The sequence below is a fragment of the Vibrio echinoideorum genome (genome assembly GCF_024347455.1).
Lineage (GTDB): Bacteria > Pseudomonadota > Gammaproteobacteria > Enterobacterales > Vibrionaceae > Vibrio > Vibrio echinoideorum.
The window spans coordinates 752,150-775,701 of sequence record NZ_AP025484.1 but is presented as its reverse complement, the minus strand read 5'-3'; the positions used below and the strand labels follow the sequence as shown (position 1 = coordinate 775,701).

Genomic DNA, 23,552 nt, shown 5'->3' with positions numbered 1-23,552 from the left:
GCCCTTAAAGACAAGTAATGGAACAATAAATGAAGCATAAAAAAGCCACGCAAAGGTCACTCTGCATGGCTTTGATAAGGGCAACGTTACGGTGCCCTATCTGCTTGTCGGTTCAAAAGACAACTGAACTCATTGGGTTAAATTTGGCTTTGGTCGAAGTCGTTGCCTTGATCAGTTCCAGTTTGAGAATCTGAATCGAAGCTTCCAGAGTCGTCCGTGAAATCAACACCTTGCTCTTGACCACCTGAACTTGTCCAGTCACTGCCACCAGATTCCATACCCGCCATGTCCGGTTGCTGCTCTTGTGTAGAACCTTGCATGGTGTATTGATCATCGACCTCAACTTCAACAGAACCGCTTGCTCCGTCTATTGAGCTACCCAACTCGTCGTAACCTTGGAATTGGATTTCGCTAGTCCCTTCGTAACCTTCTGGAAGTTCAACGGACACCGGTTGCTCTAAGTTGCCACTGATTGTGAAGCTACCATCACCGTTATCCAGAGCGTTACTCACAGTGGAACCCTCAGGTAAGCCAGACATTTCAGCGTAATCAACCGATTCATTGCCACTCACCTCATCTGGAATCGAGATAGAAACAGTATCGCCCGGAGCCGCCGTTACATCAGCCATGCTGTCTTCGGCTTCAGTATCTTGAGCTTGGTCATCAGCTTGTTGAGCCACATCTACTTGTTGCTCTTCTGTTGCTTGAGCAGCTTGTATTTGCGGTTCATCGCTTTGCACTGAATCATCGACTACTTGGATACTTAAGCTATGGCTCGACACCTCACCACCATCGTTAACGTCAACATTCATTGCTAAGTTGCCATCGAAGTCTTCGTTTGGCCAGTAGGTCCACTCACCTTCGCCAGATTCAGCAAAGAAGCCTGCATCATTCGCGTCTGCAACATCGACAACTTGTGCCGAATCACTCGCACCTAATTCATCCACCAACTGTGACTCTGTGATAGTTAATGAGCCATCGTCAGCTAAGACATAACCTTCGCTCCCCATAGCTTCATCACTACCTTGGATATCCACATTGAAGAAGCTTTCGATGCGATTTTCGCCATCGGTCGCTATAAATCCAACTTGAACATCTCCGGTGTAATCTTCAGCAGGTGTGAATTGATAATTACCTTGGTTATCGCTCTCTATCACGCCCTGACCTTCCATCAGGCTCACTGATTCAATGCTCATGCTGTCGCCTTCTGCATCGCTCAGGTTCGCTAGCATGTCTTGATCCGTGAACGACAAGGTTGCATCGGCTGCGATTTCCGTAGTCGTGATGCTGTTAACTTCTGGTGCCGCATTCTCTTGTGAGTCGCCTTCTTTCACGACCACACCAGTTTGCTCATCATGAAGCACGCCATCTTTATCAACCACGTAAGCAATGTCTGCTTCACCCGTGAAGCCTGGTGCTGGTGTGAACGTCCAAGTGCCATCGCCATTATCGACAATCTCACCTTGGCTGCGGTCTGCTAGATGAACCAGTTTCACTTCATCGTCGCTGTCAGCATCCAAATTCTCAGCTAAACCGATTAGGTCGTCCGCGGTTAGGATGATGGAACCACCCGCTACCGTTTCGAAATCACCTGAATCGATGCCATCTTCGAACGCTTCTGGCTCATCTCCGTAATCGACGGTTGTTGCACTTACGGTTACGAAGAACTCACCATGGAAGTCTTCAGGAGGCGTCATTTGAATGTTTGAGATATCCCAGTCAAACAGGTCGATATATTGACCCGGCTCGGTGATCATCACGGTATTCACACCATCCGTCACCTCGAACCCAACAGGGAAACCTGTCATCACCAAGTTACTTAGTGTTTCTGAATCATCGACTAGGCCAACATTCAGCCCTAAGTGACCGGTTTCATCTTCTCCGAAGACTAATGGACCGTCATGGTCAGTTGAAATAACCGCACCATCTGCGACTGGACGGACAAACACAGGAACATCAAGAACCGTTTCAAACTCACCGTCACTCACGACCACTTGTAGGTCAGAAACGCCTGCAAAGTCGCCCGTTGGTGTGAATGTCCAAGTTCCATCACCGTTGTCTGTTACTTCTCCGCCATCTTCACCGTCTGCGGTGATAATTCGTGAAACAACAAGGTCAGCAGTATCAATGTCACCGAACAAGTTCATCAAGTCGCCAGCATCGAAGGTGAACGCGCCATCTTCGTCTGTGGTCATCATTGCGTTACCGACGTTAAATGGTGCGTCGTTAACCGGAATGACATCCACATTCAGCGAACCATCAACCACTTCTTCGCCGTCAGTAGCTTGATAACCCAGCTCTACCAAGCCATTGAAGTCTTGCGTAGTCACTAAGTGATACATGCCGTCTGGTTGCTGAGTTAAGGTCGCATTCGCTGGAGCTCGAACTGTGATGCTCTCAATGCTGATCTCATCGCCATCAAGATCTGTAACTTGATCCGCGATGTAAGCTGGGTCAATCACCATGACCACATCTTCTTCGCCTTGCATCTGAATCATTGGTGCTTCAGGTGCATCATTCACTGGCGTGACATCGATGTTGCCGTCGACTGAAATTGTCTCTTGGCCATCGCTAACGTTAAACGTCATTGGCACATCGCCATTGAAGTTTTCGTTTGGTGTAAATGACCAAGTACCATCTTCGTTGTCTAGCAACTCACCCAAGCTAGGGTCGATTTGTAAACCAGAAGCTGACAGCTCGTCTGCGGTGTTATCGATGTCGGTAGCTTGAGCTAACAACATGTCTTGTGTGATAAGAATGGTGCTGTCTTCGGCTGTGGTTAATTCCACTTCCTCAGATTCAGGTCCATCGTTCACCGCCAGAACTTCGATACCTGCCGTTGTTGTTGCAGTTGCACCGTCATCATCGGTTACGACCACATCCAGGTTAATATCACCGTTAAAGTTCTCACTCGGCGTGAAGGTCACAGATCCGTTATCGTTTTGAACCAAGGTGCCGTCAGAGCCTGAGTAAGTCACGCTTTCAAGCGACACTTCACCATCAACGTCCGAGCTATTAGCAATTAGCTGTTCAGGGCTAATTGTGATGGTGCCATCTTCGTTCATTTGGTAAGACGTTGAACCCGCAACCGGCGCATCGTTAACATCCGTTACCGTCACATCAATATTGGCATCGACTGTCTCAGTGCCATCAGTCACTGTGAAGCCAAGGTTTACATCGCCATTGAAATTTTCGTTCGGAGCAAAGCTGTAAGTGCCATCACCGTTATCGGTAAACACACCCTCTGCGCCCGTGTAAGACACATCCGTGATAGACAGGTCATCACCATCAATATCTGCAGCACCTGCTAATAGGTCAGCGTCAGTGAAGGTTAACGTACCATCTTCCTCAACAGTAAAGCTTTGGTCAGCAGCCGTTGGTAAGTCATTCACTGGGTTAACCGTTAGGTCGACGCCAGCTTGAACAGTTTCAAGGCCATCTGACACATCGAAGCTTAGGTCAATGTCACCGTTGAAATCAGCATTCGGCATGATAGTAAATGAACCATCATCGTTTGCTGTTACGGTTGCATTGTCACCTGCAGATAAGTTGCTTGCGGTCAGCGCATCACCATCAACATCGGAAGCGTTCGCCAACAACTGTTCTTGAGACAGCGTAATTGAGCCATCTTCATCAACCGAGTAAGCCACGTTTCCGGCTACTGGTGCGTCGTTGACAGCAATCACTTCAATACCAGCCGTTGTTTCAGCCGTTGCGCCATCGTCATCAATAACCGTCACATCAAGGTTGATGTCGCCGTTAAAGTTTTCATTTGGAGCAAACGTGACTGAACCATCTTGGTTTTGAACCAAGATGCCGTCTGGACCCGAGTAACTCACGCTATCAAGTGATACTTCACCATCTACATCGGAGCTATTCGCAATCAACTGCTCAGGGCTCAATGTGATGGTGCCATCTTCGTTCATTTGGTAAGACGTTGCGCCTGCCACTGGTGCATCGTTAACGTCGGTTACCGTTACGTCGATGTTTGCATCAACCGTCTCTGTACCGTCAGATACTGAGAAGTCTAGGCTTACGTCACCGTTGAAGTTCTCGTTCGGTGCAAAGGTGTAAGTGCCATCGCCATTGTCGGTGAACACACCCTCTGCGCCAGTGTAAGAAACATCAGCGACTGAAAGCTCATCACCATCAATATCCGAAGCACCCGCTAGCAGTTGCTCGTCTGTAAAGGTAAGTGAACCATCCTCTTCAATGGTGTAAGCGACATCTTCTACAACCGCAATGTCATTCACTGGATTCACAGTAAGGTCGGCCGTTGCAACAACCGTTTCAGTACCATCAGAAAGGTCGAAGCTTAGGTCGATATCGCCATTAAAGTCGGCATCCGGGGTAATGGTAAATGAACCATCATCGTTTGCCGTAACCGTCGCGTTATCACCTGCGGTTAGGTTCGCAGCGGTAAGATCATCTCCGTCCACATCCGATGCTTGAGCTAGCAATTGTTCTTGGCTTAGCGTGATTGAACCATCTTCATCTACTGAGTAAGCCAAGTCGCCAGATACTGGAGCATCGTTGACGGCGATAACATCAATACCCGCAGTCGTTTGAGCGGTTGCACCGTCTTCATCAGCAACCGTCACATCTAGGCTGACATTGCCGTTGAAGTTTTCATTTGGTGCAAAGCTGTATGTACCATCACCATTGTCGGTAAATATGCCGTCTGCACCCGAGTACGAAACATCACTTACGGATACATCACCTTCAATGTCTGAGCTGTTTGCCAGAAGTTGTGCGTCAGATAGTATAATGACGTTGTCTTCGTCGACACTGTAAGCCGTAGAACCCGCTACTGGTAAGTCATTTACTGCTATGACATCAATACCTGCTGTGGTTTCGGCCGTTGCGCCATCTTCATCCATAATGGACACATCAAGACTGATGTCGCCGTTAAAGTTTTCGTTTGGCGAGAAGGTGTAAGTGCCATTACCATTGTCAGTGAACACGCCATCTGTGCCGCTGTAACTTACATCGCTAACAAACACTTCCCCTTCAACATCCGAACTGTTCGTCAGAAGTTGTGCATCGCTTAGGGTTATGCTGCCATCCTCTTCAACACTGTAAGCGGTGGTTCCAGCAACCGGTACGTCATTAATTGGGACAACTTGCACATCAATGTTTGCCGATACAACATCGGTACCGTCACTGACATCGTAAGTTAGGTCAACGTTACCATTGAAGTTCTCGTTTGGAGCAAAGGTATAAGTACCATCGCCATTATCCGTGAACACACCGTCGGTACCTTCGTAATTAACCGATTCGACAGAAAGGTTCTCGCCATCAATATCCGTTGCACCAGCCAATAGCTGTTCATCGGTAAAGATCAACGACCCATCTTCATTAATGGTGTAGTCGTGGTCGTAAATAACAGAAAGGTCGTTAACTGCTGTAACGGTAACGTCTAGTTCTGCTGGAGTAACCCCACCGTTGCCATCGTCCACGTTATAGCTAATCGAGAATTCACCATTGAAGTTCTCTTCAGGAGTGATGGTGTAAGTGCCGTCACCATTGTCAGTGATAAGTGCGTTCTCAATTGAGACGTCTCCAACACTTGGTTCGTTACCACCCGTTTCACCAGCGTCTCCATCTTCATCACCCGTTAGCAACTCAGAGATATCAATGCCGTTTTCATTCGCGAGCGCTTCTTCTGCCGTTGGTAAATCAAACGCATTCTCGCTGCCCACATCTTGGCTTGGAACCACAACGCCATTAACGATATCAAACACATGCCAATGCTCACCCGTTGGATTGTCAGGCAAGTCTGGGGTAAAGGTCTCAACCAAAGTATCGCCTACAAACACCTGAACCTGCACATCTTCAACACCATCTACATCCCAACTTCTGTTGGTGTAGTTGTGTACTGAATAGTGCATATCAGCATCTTGATAATTTGGAATAGTGATGGTTTCAGGGCCACCGCCATTGGTGTCATCAACATCTTGTTGGACGACATTGCCTTCACCAAGGTCGTGGCTCATATCGCGGTAATAGATATGGTCTAACTCATTCCCAGACTCTGTATCGTAAAGCCATAGGTGATTATCCATATCACGAGGGCTCTCACCCCAGGTCACGACGATACGCATATCTGTTTCTTCAAGGACTTCAGATATTGCAGTCACGCCACCATTAGTATCTTCACCTGCTGGTACAAGGAAGCTGCTGGTAATAGAGCCTTCTTGTTCAATAGTAACGGTACCTTGGTCAACAACAGGGCCACTCACAGAGTAGTGACCAGATTGGTCTGTTACCGTGGTGTATGAGTGACCGGCGTTATCGGTCATTGTGACGTCTGCACCAACGACTGGGCTACCCGTTTCAGCATCCAGCACCGTACCGGTTACGGTCGTTTCATCGCCCTGCTCTCCGATAATTGCGGTCATGTCATCGTCTTCGATGTCAGTCGCGAATTGTAGGAGTTCTTCTTGAGTAATGGTGTACGAACCATCTTCTTCAATGGTTATCGCAACATCAGCAGAAACAATTGGCGCATCGTTAACTGGATCAACCGTCAAACCTAAGTTAGCGGCAATTGGTGTGTCACCATCGCTGATACTGTAAGCCACATCGATGTAGCCATTGAAGTTTTCGCTTGGAGTGATAGAGAATGTGCCATCGCCATTATCGACAATCGTTGCATCATCTCCCACCAAGGTTAAGTCGGAAGCAACAAGGTCATCACCTTCAATATCAGCGGCATTCGCAAGTAACTGCTCCTGCGTGATAGTGATGACATTATCTTCATCAACGTTCGCGTAAACATCAGATGTCGCTGGCAAATCATTAACTGGGTTTACCGTCAGATCGGCGTTTGCCACAATTGACTCTGTACCATCCGAAATATCAAAGCTTAGGTCGATATTACCGTTGAAATCGGCGTCTGGTGTCACCGTAAAGGTACCATCACCGTTATCTACGACTGTCGCATTATCGCCCGCACTTAGGTTGCTTGCCGTAAGGTCATCACCATCCACATCAGAAGCTTGAGACAGCAATTGCTCTTGAGTCAGAATAATCGAGCCATCTTCATCAATGCTGTACGCCAAATCACCTGATACCGGTGGATCGTTAATTGGCAAGACATCAATGCTTGCGTTGGTCGCTATGGTTGCGCCATCTTCATCAGTCACGACAACATCAAGGCTTACATCGCCGTCGAAGTTTGCGTTAGGTGCGAAGCTAAATGTGCCATCGCCATTATCGGTAAAGATACCGTCTGAGCCTGTGTAGTTAACGCTGTCAATCGCCACTTCACCTTCGATGTCTGAAGCGTTCGCCAACAGTTGCTCTGAACTGATGGTGATGACTTCGTCTTCGTTGACTGAGTAACTGGTTGAACCCGCAATTGGTGGATCGTTCACCTCAAGTACAGTAATTCCAGCTGTCGTTGCTTCAGTTGCACCGTCTTCATCGGTCACAACAACATCTAGACTAACTTCGCCATTGAAATTTTCGTTTGGCGAGAAGGTATACGTACCGTTACCGTTGTCTTCAAATACACCATCGGCACCGGTGTAAGCCACACTATCAATCGCCACTTCACCTTCAATATCTGAAGAGTTAGCTAATAGCTGTTCGTTACTGATAGTAATCGAGTTGTCTTCATGAACCGTGTAAGACGTACTACCCGCCACTGGAGGGTCGTTCTCCGGCGTTACACTCACATCAATATTGGCTTGAACCGTATCCGTGCCATCTGACACATCAAAACTGAAGTTCACATCGCCATTGAAGTTCTCGTTTGGTGCAAAGCTGTAGCTGCCGTCGCCATTGTCAGTAAGAACACCGTCCGCACCCGTGTAAGTCACACCTTCTACTGTTAGGTCGTCTCCTTCAACATCGGTTGCGCCAGTTAACAAGTCAGTGTCCGTGAAATTAAGAACACCATCCTCACTAATAGTGAATGCTTGCTCTTGTGGCTCTGGCGCGTCATTGACTGGCGTTACTGTCAAGTCTAGACCGGCTGCCACCATCTCTTCTCCATCGGTGACATCGTAACTAAATTCGATATTACCGTTGAAGTTTTCACTTGGGGTAACGGTGAAGCTACCATCGTCGTTCATTTCAATGGTGGCATTTTCATCATTGGTGGTTAGGTTGATTGCTGATAAGTCATCACCATCAATATCGACAGCGTGTTCTAGCAGCTGTTCTTGCGTTAGCGTGATGCTATTATCTTCGGCAGTGACTGCACTGATATCCCCATCAACTTCTGGAGCATCATTTGCTGGAGAGATATGAATCGTCACATCTTGTGTTGCCGTTGCGGTGGTGCCTGTATCAACATCAGTCGATGTCGCTTTAACGGTTAGTACCACATCACCATTGAAGTCACCTGAAGGAATAAACTCTAGCCCTTCTAGTTCTCCTGGTTGCAGTGACCATGAGCCATCACCGTTATCCGTACCTGCAGAAAGCGAGCTTCCTTCCGGCACATCTTCGATCAAGATAGCGAGGTTTTCTGAACCATCCGTATCCGTTAGTGCCGCATCAATATCCAGTGGTACTGGCGTATCTTCGGTACCAATAATTTGGTAATCCGCGTCAGACACTGTGATTTCAATGTTGTCGATACCAAATGACTCATCACTCACGCTTTGGTTCAAGGTTGAACCGAAGCCTAATTCAAGTTGGCCGTCTTCAACGGGTACCGTTAGGTTGATTTGGTGTGCTTGGTCATTCCAACCACTGAAGCCTTCACCTTGCGATACACCATGGACGACTTCACCCACTTCATTGCCAGCTGAATCGTACAACGTTGTCGTGCCATCTTCAGTACGGAACGCAGAATTATCTAGCGAGGTAAGCTCTTCGCCGCCTACAAAGATTTGGAACGACTCACCATCCCAAGAATCAATTTCGTAGAAGCTGAATGAGATATTCACTTCACTCACATCACTTGGAATGTCGTAAGTTTTACTGACCGCTTCATCGCCACCAGTGCCACCAATGCGACCCAGCATGTCACCCGACTCAAAGCCTTGTGAGCTTTCAGTACCCGCATTCCAGCCATTTGAGCCAGACTCGAAGTTATCTGAAGCAATCACCAAGTCAGAGGCAATCGACAGCTCAGGCATATCAACCACAGATTGAACATCAATCGTCGCTTCTGCTGGTACTGTCGCTGTACCGTCATTCACGTCGAACGTCACATTCACATTGCCGTCAAAGTTTTCATTCGGTGCGAATGTGTAAGTACCATCGCCATTATCAACCAAAGAACCGCTGTCAGAAGCGACATTTTCAACCGACAAGTTGTCGCCATCAATGTCACCTGCATTTTGCAGCAGTTGCTCTTCTGTGAAGGTAAAGCTGGTGTCTTCCTGAGTGGTGAATTGTGGTTCACCAACTGTTGGCAAGTCATTCACAGGGTTAACCGTGAGATCTGCCGTTGCTTGAATCGTTGCATCACCATCGGTAATGTCGAAATTCAAATCAATGTCGCCATTGAAGTTCGCATCTGGCGTAATGGTAAAGCTACCGTCATCGTTTACAGTGACGGTCGCATCACCACCAACGGTCAGGTTAGCCGCTGTTAAGTCATCGCCGTCAACATCACTCGCTTGAGCAAGTAATTGCTCTTGGCTCAAGGTAATCGAACCATCTTCATCAATGCTGTATGCCAAGTCACCTGATACCGGAGCATCGTTAACAGGCAGAACATCAATGCTTGCGTTGGTCGCTACGGTTGCGCCATCTTCATCAGTCACGACAACATCAAGGCTTACATCGCCATCGAAGTTAGCGTTTGGTGCGAAGCTAAATGTGCCATCACCATTATCGGTAAAGATACCGTCTGAGCCGGTGTAGTTAACGCTATCAATCGCCACTTCACCTTCGATGTCTGAAGCGTTCGCCAACAGTTGCTCTGAACTGATGGTGATGACTTCGTCTTCGTTGACTGAGTAACTGGTTGAACCCGCAATTGGTGGATCGTTCACCTCAAGTACAGTAATTCCAGCTGTCGTTGCTTCAGTTGCACCGTCTTCATCGGTCACAACAACATTTAGACTAACTCCGCCATTGAAATTTTCGTTTGGCGAGAAGGTATACGTACCGTTTCCGTTGTCTTCGAATACACCATCGGCACCGGTGTAAGCCACACTATCAATCGCCACTTCACCTTCAATATCTGAAGAGTTAGCGAGTAACTGTTCGTTGCTAATGGTAATCGAGTTGTCTTCATGAACCGTGTAAGACGTACTACCCGCAACCGGTGGATCGTTCTCTGGTGTCACGCTCACATCAATATTGGCTTGAACCGTATCGGTACCATCTGATACATCAAAACTGAAGTTCACATCACCATTGAAGTTCTCGTTTGGCGCAAAGCTGTAGCTTCCGTCGCCATTGTCAGTAAGAACACCGTCGGCGCCAGTGTAAGTCACACCTTCAACCGATAGGTCATCCCCATCGATGTCTGTCGCACCTGTTAGCAGGTCTTCATCAGTGAAGTTCAAGACGCCATCTTCACCAATACTGAAGGCTTGATCTTGTGGTTGTGGTAAGTCATTAACCGGGTTAACAGTTAAGTCTGCTGTCGCAACTAAAGTGTCAGCACCGTCATTGATGTCGAACGTTAGGTCAATATCACCATTGAAGTTCGCATCTGGCGTAATGGTAAAGCTACCGTCATCGTTAGTAGTAACCGTTGCATCACCATCAACGATTAAGTTAGAGGCAGTAAGATCGTCGCCGTCTACATCATTCGCTTGAGAAAGAAGTTGTTCTTGGCTCAGAGTAATCGAACCGTCTTCCTCAACGCTGTATGCCAAGCCTCCCGATACTGGAACATCATTGATTGGTAGGACATCAACCGTAATATAGGTATCGACTTGAGCACCGTCTTCATCTTGAATGGTCACATCCAACTGCACTTGGCCGTTGAAGTTTTCATTCGGTGCAAAGCTACATGTGCCGTCACCATTGATTGAGAAGATGCCGTCTGGGCCATCGTAGTTGATCTCAACAAGTTGTACATCACCTTCGATATCAGATGCGTTCAATAGAACTTGAGTCTCATTGAAGGTCAGTACAGAATCTTCATCGATAGTGTATGACGTTGGACCAGCCACAGGAGGGTCGTTTACCTCAAGGACTGTAATACCCGCGGTAGTCGATACGGCAGCATCATCTTCATCAACCACGACAACATCTAGGCTAATTTCGCCGTTAAAGTTTTCGTTTGGAGAGAAGGTATAAGTACCGTTGCCGTTGATTTCCAACACACCATCACTGCCACTGTAGGTGACGCTATCAATTGCCACCTCCCCTTCGATATCCGAAGAGTTCGCTAATAGCTGTTCGTTACTGATCGTAATGGAGTTGTCTTCATGAACGGTGTAAGACGTGCTACCCGCCACTGGAGGATCATTCTCTGGCGTCACGCTGACATCAATGTTAGCGGTTACCGTATCGGTACCATCTGATACATTGAACGAGAAGTTCACATCGCCATTGAAGTTTTCGTTTGGCGCAAAACTATATGTGCCATCGCCGTTATCTGTGAGAACACCGTCTGCGCCAGTGTAAGTCACACCTTCAACACTTAGGTCGTCCCCTTCAATGTCCGTTGCACCCGTTAATAGGTCTTGGTCATTGAACGTTAACACACCGTCTTCACCAACTGTGAACGCTTGGTCTTGCGCTTCTGGACCATCATTCACTGGTGAAACGGTTAACTCAAGATTGGTAGAGACAACATCATCACCATCCGATACATCAAATGTGAAGTTAACATCACCGTTGAAGTCAGCATCTGGCGTTAATGTGTAAGTACCATCACCGTTATCGGTAATCGTAACGCTCTCATCATCAGTTGCTAAATTCAGAGCGGTCAGCTGATCGCCATCGAGATCGCGAGCATTAGCTAACAAGTCTTCTTGCGTAATGATGATAGAACCATCTTCTTCCACAGTTGCAGCAACAGGAAGTGCTTCAGGTGCATGTTCAATGTGGGCGCCTGTCGCGTTAATGTAGATGGTTTGAGAGACCGTTTCAGAATCATCATTCGATAGCTCTGTTGCGGTTGCTGTTACATGAACTTCAAGCTGTTCGTTGAAGTCTTCTGGTAACTGGATTTGTAGTGCATTTTCGATAGCCGTTGTTGGTAGGTTCACCGTACCATCAGGACCAACCGTCACTTCACCACTGTAGATTTGGCTGTTCACTTCACCGACATCGATTGTGAAGTTGAAGTCTGAATAGTCAGCATCACCGCCACCATACAAATCTTCAAATCCGTAAACCAGCTCGCCGTCTTCATTAACCGTCGTGCGCGTATGTTCGATACCATCTTGGTTTAGCTGAGAGCTTGAACCACCATGGAATATCGCGTCACCATTCTGCCCTTGAACTACAGTTTCAGTTCCATCGGCAGCAACAAATACAAGTTGAGGATCAACCGTATCCATGTTTGCAGGCGAACCATCCGCTGCACGGAACTCGTACTGACCTTCCTGCATCGCGTCAAAGTCATTGTGCTGATGCCCGTTTGGAATCAAGAACAGGTTGAAACTTTCACCTTCTTCAACTTGGAAGCTGAACTGGTCTTGTCCTGGAACAAGGTCACCACCGCCTCCCACTTGTGATGCATTTTCATAGACAACTTCAACACCCGTGATGTTGCCGTCTTCGTCAACTTTGTAGTAACCCGCTGCGTTTTGGTAACCTGCCGTTTCACCTTCAAACGTTACTGTAATTTCAGTGTCGTTGTAACTGGTGATACCGTTCTCTTGGTCATTCAGAACGCCTTCGTTATCGTATTGAATAACCGAACCTTCTGGCACACCATCTACAGTTACGGTAAGTGTTTCAGACAAGTCTTGGTCGACAAGCGCCGCTGCAATATTCAGTTCAACAATGCCGCCTGGCTCTACCAAAATCGCTTGGTCATCGACGTTAACGCCATCGCTATCGGTAATCACAAGATCCGGCGCATCTGCAACCGCTTCAATGTGAACATTGAGGTCTTGCTCTACTTCAGTTGTGCCATCGGTAACTGTAAAACTGAACTGTAGATCACCACTAAAGTGCTCTTCAGGAACGAAGCTGAACGTGCCATCGCCGTTATCGGTGACTGTGCCTTCATCACCAGAGTAATTGATGCTAGTAACGCTTAAGTCGTCGCCATCAATATCAATCGCACCACTCAACAGATCTTCTTGAGTGAACAGGATGCTGCCATCCTCTTCAATGTGGTACATGCCTGGAGCAACGATTGGAATGTCATTCACCGGATTCACGGTCAATGTCATGTCATTAGACGTGCTCAGCTCACCGTCGCTCACCTCATAAGTGAATGCGATATCACCATTGAAGTTTTCCGAAGGCGTCACTGTGTACGTGCCATCACCATTATTTACGATGGTGGCGTTTGGATCATTGGTTTCCAGCGCACTCGCAAACAGCTCATCACCATCTTGATCGCTCGCGCTTTCCAACAACATCTCTTGCGTAACGAGAATTGAACCATCTTCGTCGACATCTGCAACCATTGGCGTCGCTTCTGGCGTGTCATTGACGAACTCAACTTTTAGGTCGATGTTTCCCGCCACCACCTCCGTGCCGTCGCTCACATCAAACGCTAAATCAACATTGCCGAAGAAGCCCTGCTCTGGCGTTAATGTGTATGTACCGTCACCGTTGTCCGTGACTTCTACCGTGTCGCTCGCGCTAGTCACATTCACAACAGACAGCTCATCGCCTTCAACGTCTGTCGCTTGTGCTAATAGCTCAGCTTCGGTAATGGTGATTGCTTGACCATCTTCCGTTGTGAAAGACATATCCGGTACGTCTGGCGCATCGTTGATTGGATTTACGGTCAGGTTAAGATCGGCTGCCACTGTCTCAATTGCGTCAGTGACATCGTAAGTGAATTCAATCTCACCAAAGAAGTCTGCACTTGGTGTGATTGTGAAGCTACCGTCTGAGTTTTCTACAATAACCGCATTTGGATCGTTGGTCGCAAAGTTAACCGCTTCAAGGTTGTCACCATCGACATCGGTTGCATTCGCCAACAAGTCCTCTTGCGTAATGGTGATTGAACCATCTTCATCAACCGCCGCTTCAATTGGGCCGCTAACTTCAGGGCCTTCGTTGACAATTTCAACGTCGACTGTTGCAATGCTTGGCGCGCTTGCTTGACCATCACTAATATCGAAGGTCAGATTCACTTCACCAGAGAAGTTCTCTGCAGGCTCGAAGGTGAACGTATTATCGCCATTATCTGTTAACGTACCTTGCGTTTGGTCTGCAAGTAATAGGTTTTCAACATGAAGAATGTCACCATCAACATCGGTCGCACCAGACAATAGGTCTTTCGCTTCGATGATCATGGAGCCGTTTTCAAGCATTTGGGTGTGTAGCGGCTCACCTGGAACAGGAATATCGTTGACTGGTATAACTGTTAGATCTAGGTGCGTTGCTACTTCATCGGTGCCATCGAAGACTTTGTAATCGATGTCGATTTCACCATTGAAGTTTTCATTCGGCATGAAGGTAAACGTGCCATCGCCGTTGTCGACCAAGTCACCGTGATCACCACCGTAAGTGATGTCAGAAATAGACAGCGTATCGCCTTCCACATCTGTAGTGTTCGCCAATAAATCATCAGCACTGAAAGTAATACCTTGGTCTTCGTCTGTCGATAGCACCATTGGACCAGAAACGATTGGCGCATCATTCACCGACTCGAAGTTAATGTTAATGATGTTGTCGTCGGTCAATTCACCATCGGTAACTTGATAACCCAGTTCGATTTCACCATGGAAGTTTTCATCCGGTGTTACCGTCCAAGTACCATCACCATTATCAGTCAGTGTTGCATGCTCTGAGTTTTCACCCACCAGCTCTAGATTTTGAATATCAAGGTCGTCGCCATCAATATCAGAGGCTTGTGCCAGTAGCTGTTCTTCTGTAATCACAACAGAAGCAAACTGAGCAGAACCTTCCGTATCGATAGTGATATTTGGAAGATCAGCCGTTAGCTCGATTTCGTTGTCACCCGCATGGATGTTCAACTCAACCGTTTCAGTGATTTCAGAACCGTCTACACCAATCGAAGTAAACACGGCTTCATCATGACAGGTTTGTGACACTGTCATGTTTTGAACGACGTAAGTACCATTTCCTTGTACCGTGCCGAGTTCAAAGTACGACACAGGTTCAGAGACGGTAAGCGTGTAATCAGTCTCGTAACCACCACGATCTTCTTTGTGGTAAGTCATCGAGTCAATTAGGTCGCCATCCTCATTGAATGCTTTAATTTCTACTTCTGTAAAGTGACGTGAATCTTCCATGAACCAACCACCTAAACCATCTAGGTGGAAACTAATTTCGTTGATGTCTTGGCCTTCAACTGAAACAGTCAGTTTTTCATCACCACTCAGCCCTTGGCGATCGGTATCACCAAGGCCGTGACCAATGTGTGTGTTACCATTCCAAGCGCCAAGTGGATCATCGTTACTTTGAACCGTTACCGTTAAGTCGCCATCCGAGAACTCACGCGTGTATGGGTCTACTTCTGTGCCCCAATCGTCTACGCTCGCATTATCGTCAAAGGTACCAATTTGCGTGGTATGTGTTCCTTCAGCCAGAGCATCCTCACTTGGAACAAAGCGTACTTCTGTATCAGCAGGTACTTCTTGTCCGACTTCCAGTACTACCCACTCATTGTCAAGATTTGCTTCGATGATGCCGTTTTCTGGTGCTTGATCTAGGCGCAGTGCCGGCTCTTCACGAAGCGTCACACCAACCGTTTGGTCTTCTTGTGCTTGAATGAAGATTTCTTCGTCCGCTTCTGGCGCATCATTAACTGGGTTAACCGTTAAGTCGAGTGTGGTTAGAACTTCATTGTCACCATCACTGATGCTGTATGTGAAGTCCAACTCGCCATTGAAGTTCTCTGTGTGCGTGATGGTGAATGAACCATCGTCATTAGTAACAATTGTTGCGTCTGGATCGTTGGTTTGTAAGTTAGATGCCGTTAACTCATCACCTTCAACGTCAGTTGCATTCGCAAGTAACTGCTCTTGAGTAATGGTAATTGAATTATCTTCGTCTACCTCAGCCTGAATGCCAGACGTTTCAGGACCGTCATTCACGGCAATAACATCAATGCCAGCTGTGGTTGTCGCCGTTGCACCATCTTCGTCAACCACAACAACATCAAGTGAGATATCACCGTCGAAGTTTTCATTTGGTGTGAAGGTGTATGTGCCATTACCGTTATCAACGAATGAGCCGTCATCACCAGCGTAACTAACACTTGATAGAGCAACATCACCTTCAACATCGGAAGAATTTGCTAATAACTGCTCATCACTGATGGTGATTTGGCCGTCTTCTTGAACTGTGTAAGACGTTGAACCTGCGACTGGAGGATCGTTCTCTGGCGTCACGCTGACATCGATGACAGCAGCCGTTGAGCCCGTACCATCAGAAACATCAAATGAGAATTGAACATCGCCATTGAAGTTCTCGTTTGGTGCAAAGCTATATGTGCCGTCGCCATTATCGCTAAGAACACCATCTGCACCTGTGTAGAGCACGTTTTCAATCGACAGTTCATCACCGTCAATATCCGACGCGCCAGCAAGCAGGTCAGCATCGGTGAAGAGTAGTGTGCCGTCTTCTTCAATTGAGAACTGTTGATCTTGCGCTTGTGGCAAGTCATTCAGCGGATTCACGGTAATGTCTAGGCCAACTTGAACTGAACCACCGTCGTTATCGATGATATCGAAGCTTAAGTCTAAGTCGCCGTTGTAATCAGCGTCTGGTGTAATCGTATAGCTACCATCGTCGTTTTGTTGGATGGTCGCGTTTTCATCGGTCGACAGGTTAATAGCTTCTAGGTTTTCGCTATCAATATCACCCGCTCGAGCTAGCAATTGATCCTGGCTCAGAGTGATCGAGCTATCTTCATTAATGGTATAAGCCAATTCACCAGAAGTCGGTGGATCGTTGATAGGTAGTACATCAACATTAATATGAGTATCAACCGTTGCGCCGTCTTCATCTTTAATGGTCACACCCAGTTGAACTTGACCATTAAAGTTTTCATTGGGTGCAAAGCTACATGTACCATCACCATTTACGATAAAGATTCCGTCCGAGCCGTCGTAATTGATGCCGACTAGCTCTACATCGCCCTCAACGTCAAAGGCATTCACTAAAATCTGAGATTCGCTGAATGTAAGAACAGAATCTTCGTCAATGGTGTAAGACGTTGGACCTGCAACCGGTGGGTCATTTACTTCTAGAACAGCAATGCCCGCGGTGGTTTCATCAATCGAACCATCTTCATCAGCAACAATCACGTCAAGGCTGATATCACCACTGAAGTTTTCATTAGGAAGGAAGGTATAACTGCCGTCACCGTTGTCTTGGAACACGCCATCTGTGCCGCTGTAGGTCACGCTATCAATCGATACCGCGCCTTCAACGTCAGATGAATTTACTAACAATTGCTCATCAGAAATAGTAATGGCATTGTCTTCGTTCACCATATATGAGGTAGAACCCGCAACTGGCGGATCGTTCTCAGGCGTCACGCTAACGTCAATGTTGGCGCTGACTGTTTCTGTACCATCAGACACATCGAAACTGAAGTTCACATCACCATTGAAGTTTTCATTTGGCGCAAAGGTATAAGTACCATCACCGTGATCGGTCAGTACGCCATCGCCGCCTGTATAGCTAATACCTTCTACGGTTAGGTCATCACCATCAATATCGGTGGCACCGGTAAGTAGATCGGCATCTGTAAATTGCAGCGTGCCGTCTTCTTCAATACTGAATTGTTGGTCTTGAGGAGCGGGTAAATCGTTAACTGGATTAACAGTAAGATCTGCAGTTGCTTGAACCGTGTCAGTACCATCAGTGAGGTTAAATTGAATATCAATGTCACCATTGAAGTTCGCATCTGGCGTAATGGTAAAACTACCATCATCATTAGCGGTTACTGTCGCGTTACCATCAACCGTTAGGTCGCTCGCAGTTAGGTCTTGGCCTTCAACATCAGACGCCTGAGACAACAACTGCTCTTGGCTCAATGTGATTGAACCATCTTCGTTAACGTTGTACGCCAAGTCACCCGATACTGGCGCATCATTAATTGGCAGAACATCAACATTGATGACAGTATCAACTTCTGCACCGTCTTCATCACGAATGGTCACATCAAGCTGAACTTGGCCATTAAAGTTCTCATTCGGAGCGAAGCTACAAGTACCATCGCCATTAACCGAGAAGATACCATCTGGGCCATCGTAGCTAATACCAACAAGCTCAACGTCCCCTTCAACATCAGAAGCATTAAGTAGCACTTGCGACTCATTGAATTTCAGTACTGAGTCTTCATCAATGGTGTAAGACGTTGGGCCTGCAACTGGCGGATCGTTCACTTCAAGAACGGTAATTCCAGCGGTTGTGGCATCGGTTGCACCTTCTTCATCGGCAACCACTACATCTAGAGCGATTTCACCATTGAAGTTCTCGTTTGGTGAGAAGGTGTAAGTACCGTTACCGTTGATTTCAAGGACACCGTCACTACCAGAGTAAGTCACGCTGTCTATGGATACATCACCTTCAATATCTGAAGATGTTGCCAATAGTTGGGCATCAGAAATGGTAATCGAATTATCTTCATTCACCGTGTAAGACGTTGAACCTGCAACTGGCGGATCGTTCTCAGGAGTCACGCTAACATCAATGTTTGCAGACACCGTATCGGTACCGTCAGAAACAACAAAATTAAAGTTTACGTCGCCGTTGAAGTTTTCATTTGGAGCAAAGCTATATGAGCCCTCACCCAGGTCTGTTAATACGCCATCAGTACCTTCATAAGTGATACCTTCAACAGTTAGGTTATCACCTTCAACGTCTGTCGCGCCTGTAAGCAGATCCGCGTCAGTGAACTGAAGAGTACCGTCTTCTGCAATACTGAACTGTTGATCTTGAGGGACTGGTAGGTCGTTAACTGGGTTAACTGTTAAATCTGCTGATGCTTGAACCGTATTGGTACCATCTGAGATATCGAAGCTGATATCGATGTCGCCATTGAAGTTTTCATCTGGCGTGATGGTGAAACTGCCGTCATCGTTAGCAACTACTGTTGCATCGCCATCAACCGTTAGGCTGCTGGCTGTCAGGTCATCACCTTCAACATCTGATGCTTGCGATAAAAGCTGTTCTTGGCTCAAACGGATAGAACCGTCTTCGTCCACTGAGTAAGCAAGGTCACCCGATACTGGCGCATCATCAACCGCCGTTACACTCACATCGATGTTCGCAGACACCGTATCGGTACCGTCAGACACATCGAAGCCGAAGTTTACGTCTCCATTGAAGTTTTCATTCGGAGCGAATGTGTAAGTACCATTACCGTTATCAGTAAGGATACCGTCACCACCGTCGTAGGTCACACCTTCAACAGTAAGGTTGTCGCCTTCAATGTCCGTTGCGCCTGTTAATAGGTCGGCATCGGTGAAGATGAGTGTGCCATCTTCTTCAACGCTAAATTGTTGATCTTGAGGAACGGGCAAATCATTAACTGGGTTAACCGTCAGGTCTGCAGAAGCTTGAACTGTGTTGGTACCATCGGAGATATCGAAGCTGATATCGATGTCGCCATTGAAGTTTTCATCTGGCGTGATGGTGAAACTGCCGTCATCGTTAGCAACGACTGTTGCATCGCCATCAACCGTTAGGCTGCTGGCTGTCAGGTCATCACCTTCAACATCTGATGCTTGCGATAAAAGCTGTTCTTGGCTCAAACGGATAGAACCGTCTTCGTCCACTGAGTAAGCAAGGTCACCCGATACTGGCGCATCATCAACCGCCGTTACACTCACATCAATATTTGCGGACACCGTATCAGTCCCGTCAGACACATCGAAGCCGAAGTTTACGTCTCCATTGAAGTTTTCATTCGGAGCGAATGTGTAAGTACCATTACCGTTATCAGTAAGGATACGGTCACCACCGTCGTAGGTCACACCTTCAACCGTAAGGTTGTCGCCTTCAATGTCCGTTGCGCCTGCTAATAGGTCGGCATCGGTGAAGATGAGTGTGCCATCTTCTTCAACGCTGAATTGTTGATCTTGAGGGACTGGTAAATCATTAACGGGGTTAACCGTTAGGTCTGCAGAGGCTTGAACTGTGTTGGTGCCATCTGAGATATCGAAGCTGATATCAATGTCACCATTGAAGTTCTCATCTGGCGTAATGGTAAAGCTGCCATCGTCGTTAGCAACGACTGTTGCATCGCCATCAACTGTTAGGCTGCTAGCCGTTAGGTCATCACCTTCAACATCTGATGCTTGCGATAAAAGCTGCTCTTGGCTTAAACGAATCGAACCGTCTTCATCTACTGAGTAAGCTAAATCACCAGAAACTGGCGCATCATCAACCGCCGTTACACTCACATCGACGTTTGCGGACACCGTATCGGTACCATCAGAGACATCAAAACCGAAGTTTACGTCACCGTTGAAGTTTTCATTCGGAGCAAAGGTGTAAGTACCATTACCGTTGTCGGTAAAAATACCGTCGCCGCCATCGTAAGTCACACCTTCAACCGTTAGGTTGTCGCCTTCAATGTCCGTTGCACCGGTTAGTAGGTCTGCATCAGTGAAAACAAGCGTGCCGTCTTCTTCTATTTCAAAGGTTTTATCTTCTGGTACAGGTGCGTCATTAATAGGACGAACCGTTAAATCAATTGCGCTGCTTACGGTTTCTTGACCGTCACTAATATCAAAAGTAAGGTCAAGCTCACCATTAAAGTCAGCGGAAGGTACAACTGTGAATGTACCGTCACCATTGTCTTGAACCGTTGCATCTGCGCCGACTTGAACGTTTGAAGCAACCAGCTCATCGCCATCTACATCACTTGCGTATTCGAGTAATTGTTCTTGAGTGAATGTTATGGATCCATCTTCATCGATGATGTAAGCCAGGTCTTGTTGAGCTTCTGGTGCATCATTTTCACTTTCCACTTTGATTTTAAACGTTTCGCTTACCGTCTCAGAATCAAAGTCATCTTCTACTTCACTGATAGTCTCTTCGTCAGAAGCTTGAACATCAACGGCGAATGTCTCTTCTACCGTTTGTGAATCGAGATCATCACCGACTTGTTGCTCACCAGAGGTAGAAGAATCAGCACTAGGCGCAGCTGACGTTGTTACTGCTTGGCCTTGTTCTTCATTACCTTCAGCGCTCGAAGCACCTCCAGAACCTGCGGTATTTTCACCACCGACAGCTTGCGCGCCAGCACCCGCTCCGCCCCCACTACCGGCAGCATTCTCTGAGCCAGCTTCAGAAGCCGCACCACCGACTACATTGGATTGAGCTGCATCTGAGTCTCCATCGCTTTCTGGCGTCTCTTCTTGAACAGCCCCACCAGAAGCAGACGCATCTTCTGCATTACCTGCGCCACTTGGATTGTCTTCTAGCGCTTGGTTGATTTCGTCTGCCGCATCCGTGTTTTCAGCACCCGTCGCGATTGTCGACGCAATCGTATTCTGTTGATTTTGCTGTTGGGAGGGCGTACCCGCGTCGTTCGTGTCCGTTTGTTCTACCGCGTCATTTAGATCTTCGTTTTGGTTGTTTTGGTTATTTTCGCCTGCCATTACAGCCTCCGTTGCTACTAGCTAACTGATCGTATTTAGAGGCATTAAAGGACACCATTTTGAAAAACCAAGTTTTTATACAACTTTTTTCATATTTTTCTTTTTATACATAAAGAATGAAAAAAAATTTGAAAACTGTCTTTAAAGATCCTTAGTTATTGTGATTAAAGCAATTAAGGCAGTGGAATGATGATAGACATGACGAATTTGTTGCGTTCAATCGGCAACAACCACAAAGGGCTGCAATTGTTGTTAGGCGACTTTTATCAAGATTTTTCAGACGCAGATATGAACATAGATACTCTCCATGACAAGCAGCGTTTTGATGAGCTCAGCAGTTACTCAAAAAAACTGAAAAGCATCTTAACTTTGCTCTGCGACCAAGACCTACCACCCAAGATGGCCAAATTGGAACATTTGAGTAAACACCACTTCCCTGCGCCTGAAGCGCTTTTAGAGGATGTAAAAACTGAGCTACAAAATGTCAATCGACAGATCAATCACTTGTTGGATATTAAGGAAGTAATAGATGACAAGTCATCGAGGTAGGTCATGAGCAATAACCAAATAGAGCATCACCTTAGAAAAGCGCTCGTTTCTAATAACGAAGCGTCTAAGGTAACAGCGGATGACACCATCGTGCTCGCCAGTGCCATGACCAGCGTTCACAAAACGTTGCTCATCATCTTTCTGCTCGCTTTGGTCGCTATCGCTGTAGCGTCACAAGCACGTATCGACATTGTCGTTTCTGTGCGCGGTGAATTGCTACTGGAATCCGACGTCGAGAAAGTTCAACACTTAGAAGGCGGCATATTGGAAGAGATGTTAGTCCGAAAAGGAGAAGTTGTTTATGAAGGACAACCAATCGCACGAATACGCTCATTAGACCGCAACACACAACTCGATACCGTGAATACCGAAATTACTCAGCTAGAGCTAGACAAAATTCGTTATGAAAGCCTGCGTGACATGATCGAACCAAACTTTGCTTCTTACATCGAAAGGTTTCCGGAACAAGTTCAGGTAAACATGAATACGTGGCAGCAAGAGTTCTCTAAAAACCGCTCTAACGAAGAGCTCATTACACACGATATCAAACACAAGAGTTCTCTGATTAAATCGATGCTTAAGCGTCGTAAAAGTTCAGAGAACCAACTATCGCTCATTCGCAAACAACTCAACATCAAAAACACGCTTTATAAAGAAGAGATGGCTTCGTATGTCGACGTTCTGAACATGAAAGTACAAGAATCCAATATGGTACGTGAGATTGAAAACCTCGATGAGTCGGTCATGAATGAACGTTTTCAGCTCGACAAACTTGAAAAGCAGCACCGAGACTTGGTTGAGAATCGAAACTCAGAGTACCAAGCACAAATCATTCAGGCGAATAAAGACCTCAAGCTTAAACGAATCTTACAACCACAACATTCCGACAAGGTTGATCGATTAGTCGTCTACTCTCCGGTTGATGGTGTGGTCGATAAATTGCACTTCAACTTCCGCTCGGCAGTAATTCCACCAGGTGAGAGTATCGCTGACATTGCACCGATTAATAACTCCCTACACGGAGAAGCAAAGATCCCTCGTAAAGACATGGGGTTTGTTGAAATTGGTCAGGCTGTGAAAGTAAAAATGGACACTTATAACTTTGCAAAATACGGATTTGTTGAGGGAACGATCGCCTCAATCAGCCGTTCATCATATGAAGAGGAAGATGCCGAATTCTATTTAGCAGAGATCGAAATTGACCGAAACTTTCTTGAGCGAGGAGGCACACAATACAAACTATCGCCTTACATGGAATTTACCGCCGATGTAAAAACAGGCTCGCGTCGCGTAATCGAATACGCAGCGAAACCTGTGATGTCTGCCATTGAAGATGCATTCGATGAGAGGTAGTCA

Annotated in this window: 3 protein-coding genes; 2 read left to right on the top strand and 1 reads right to left on the bottom strand. The window is 46.8% G+C overall.

The window, feature by feature from the left end; genetic code table 11:
* Nucleotides 1-137 precede the first annotated feature (137 nt).
* A complete protein-coding gene (locus tag OCV36_RS19705) occupies nt 138-21,647 on the bottom strand; it encodes a tandem-95 repeat protein (RefSeq protein WP_261887543.1) in 21,510 nt (7,169 codons plus the stop codon).
* Nucleotides 21,648-21,833: 186 nt separating this feature from the next.
* On the opposite strand from OCV36_RS19705, the gene OCV36_RS19700 reads away from it, so the two are divergent.
* Together OCV36_RS19700 and OCV36_RS19695 are read left to right on the top strand one after the other, a co-directional pair.
* Nucleotides 21,834-22,196: a hypothetical protein gene (locus OCV36_RS19700; protein WP_017073944.1), complete on the top strand. Its 363-nt coding sequence runs from the start codon at nt 21,834-21,836 to the stop codon at nt 22,194-22,196.
* 3 nt (nt 22,197-22,199) lie between these two features.
* On the top strand, nt 22,200-23,549 hold the full coding sequence (locus OCV36_RS19695) for an HlyD family type I secretion periplasmic adaptor subunit (protein WP_135456908.1): 1,350 nt from the start codon (nt 22,200-22,202) through the stop codon (nt 23,547-23,549).
* Nucleotides 23,550-23,552 lie beyond the last annotated feature (3 nt).

Coding starts and splice junctions, on each gene's coding strand:
- OCV36_RS19705 (WP_261887543.1), bottom strand. CDS start 21,647: ATGGCAGGCGAAAATAACCAAAACAACCAAAACGAAGATCTAAATGAC.
- OCV36_RS19695 (WP_135456908.1), top strand. CDS start 22,200: ATGAGCAATAACCAAATAGAGCATCACCTTAGAAAAGCGCTCGTTTCT.
- OCV36_RS19700 (WP_017073944.1), top strand. CDS start 21,834: ATGATGATAGACATGACGAATTTGTTGCGTTCAATCGGCAACAACCAC.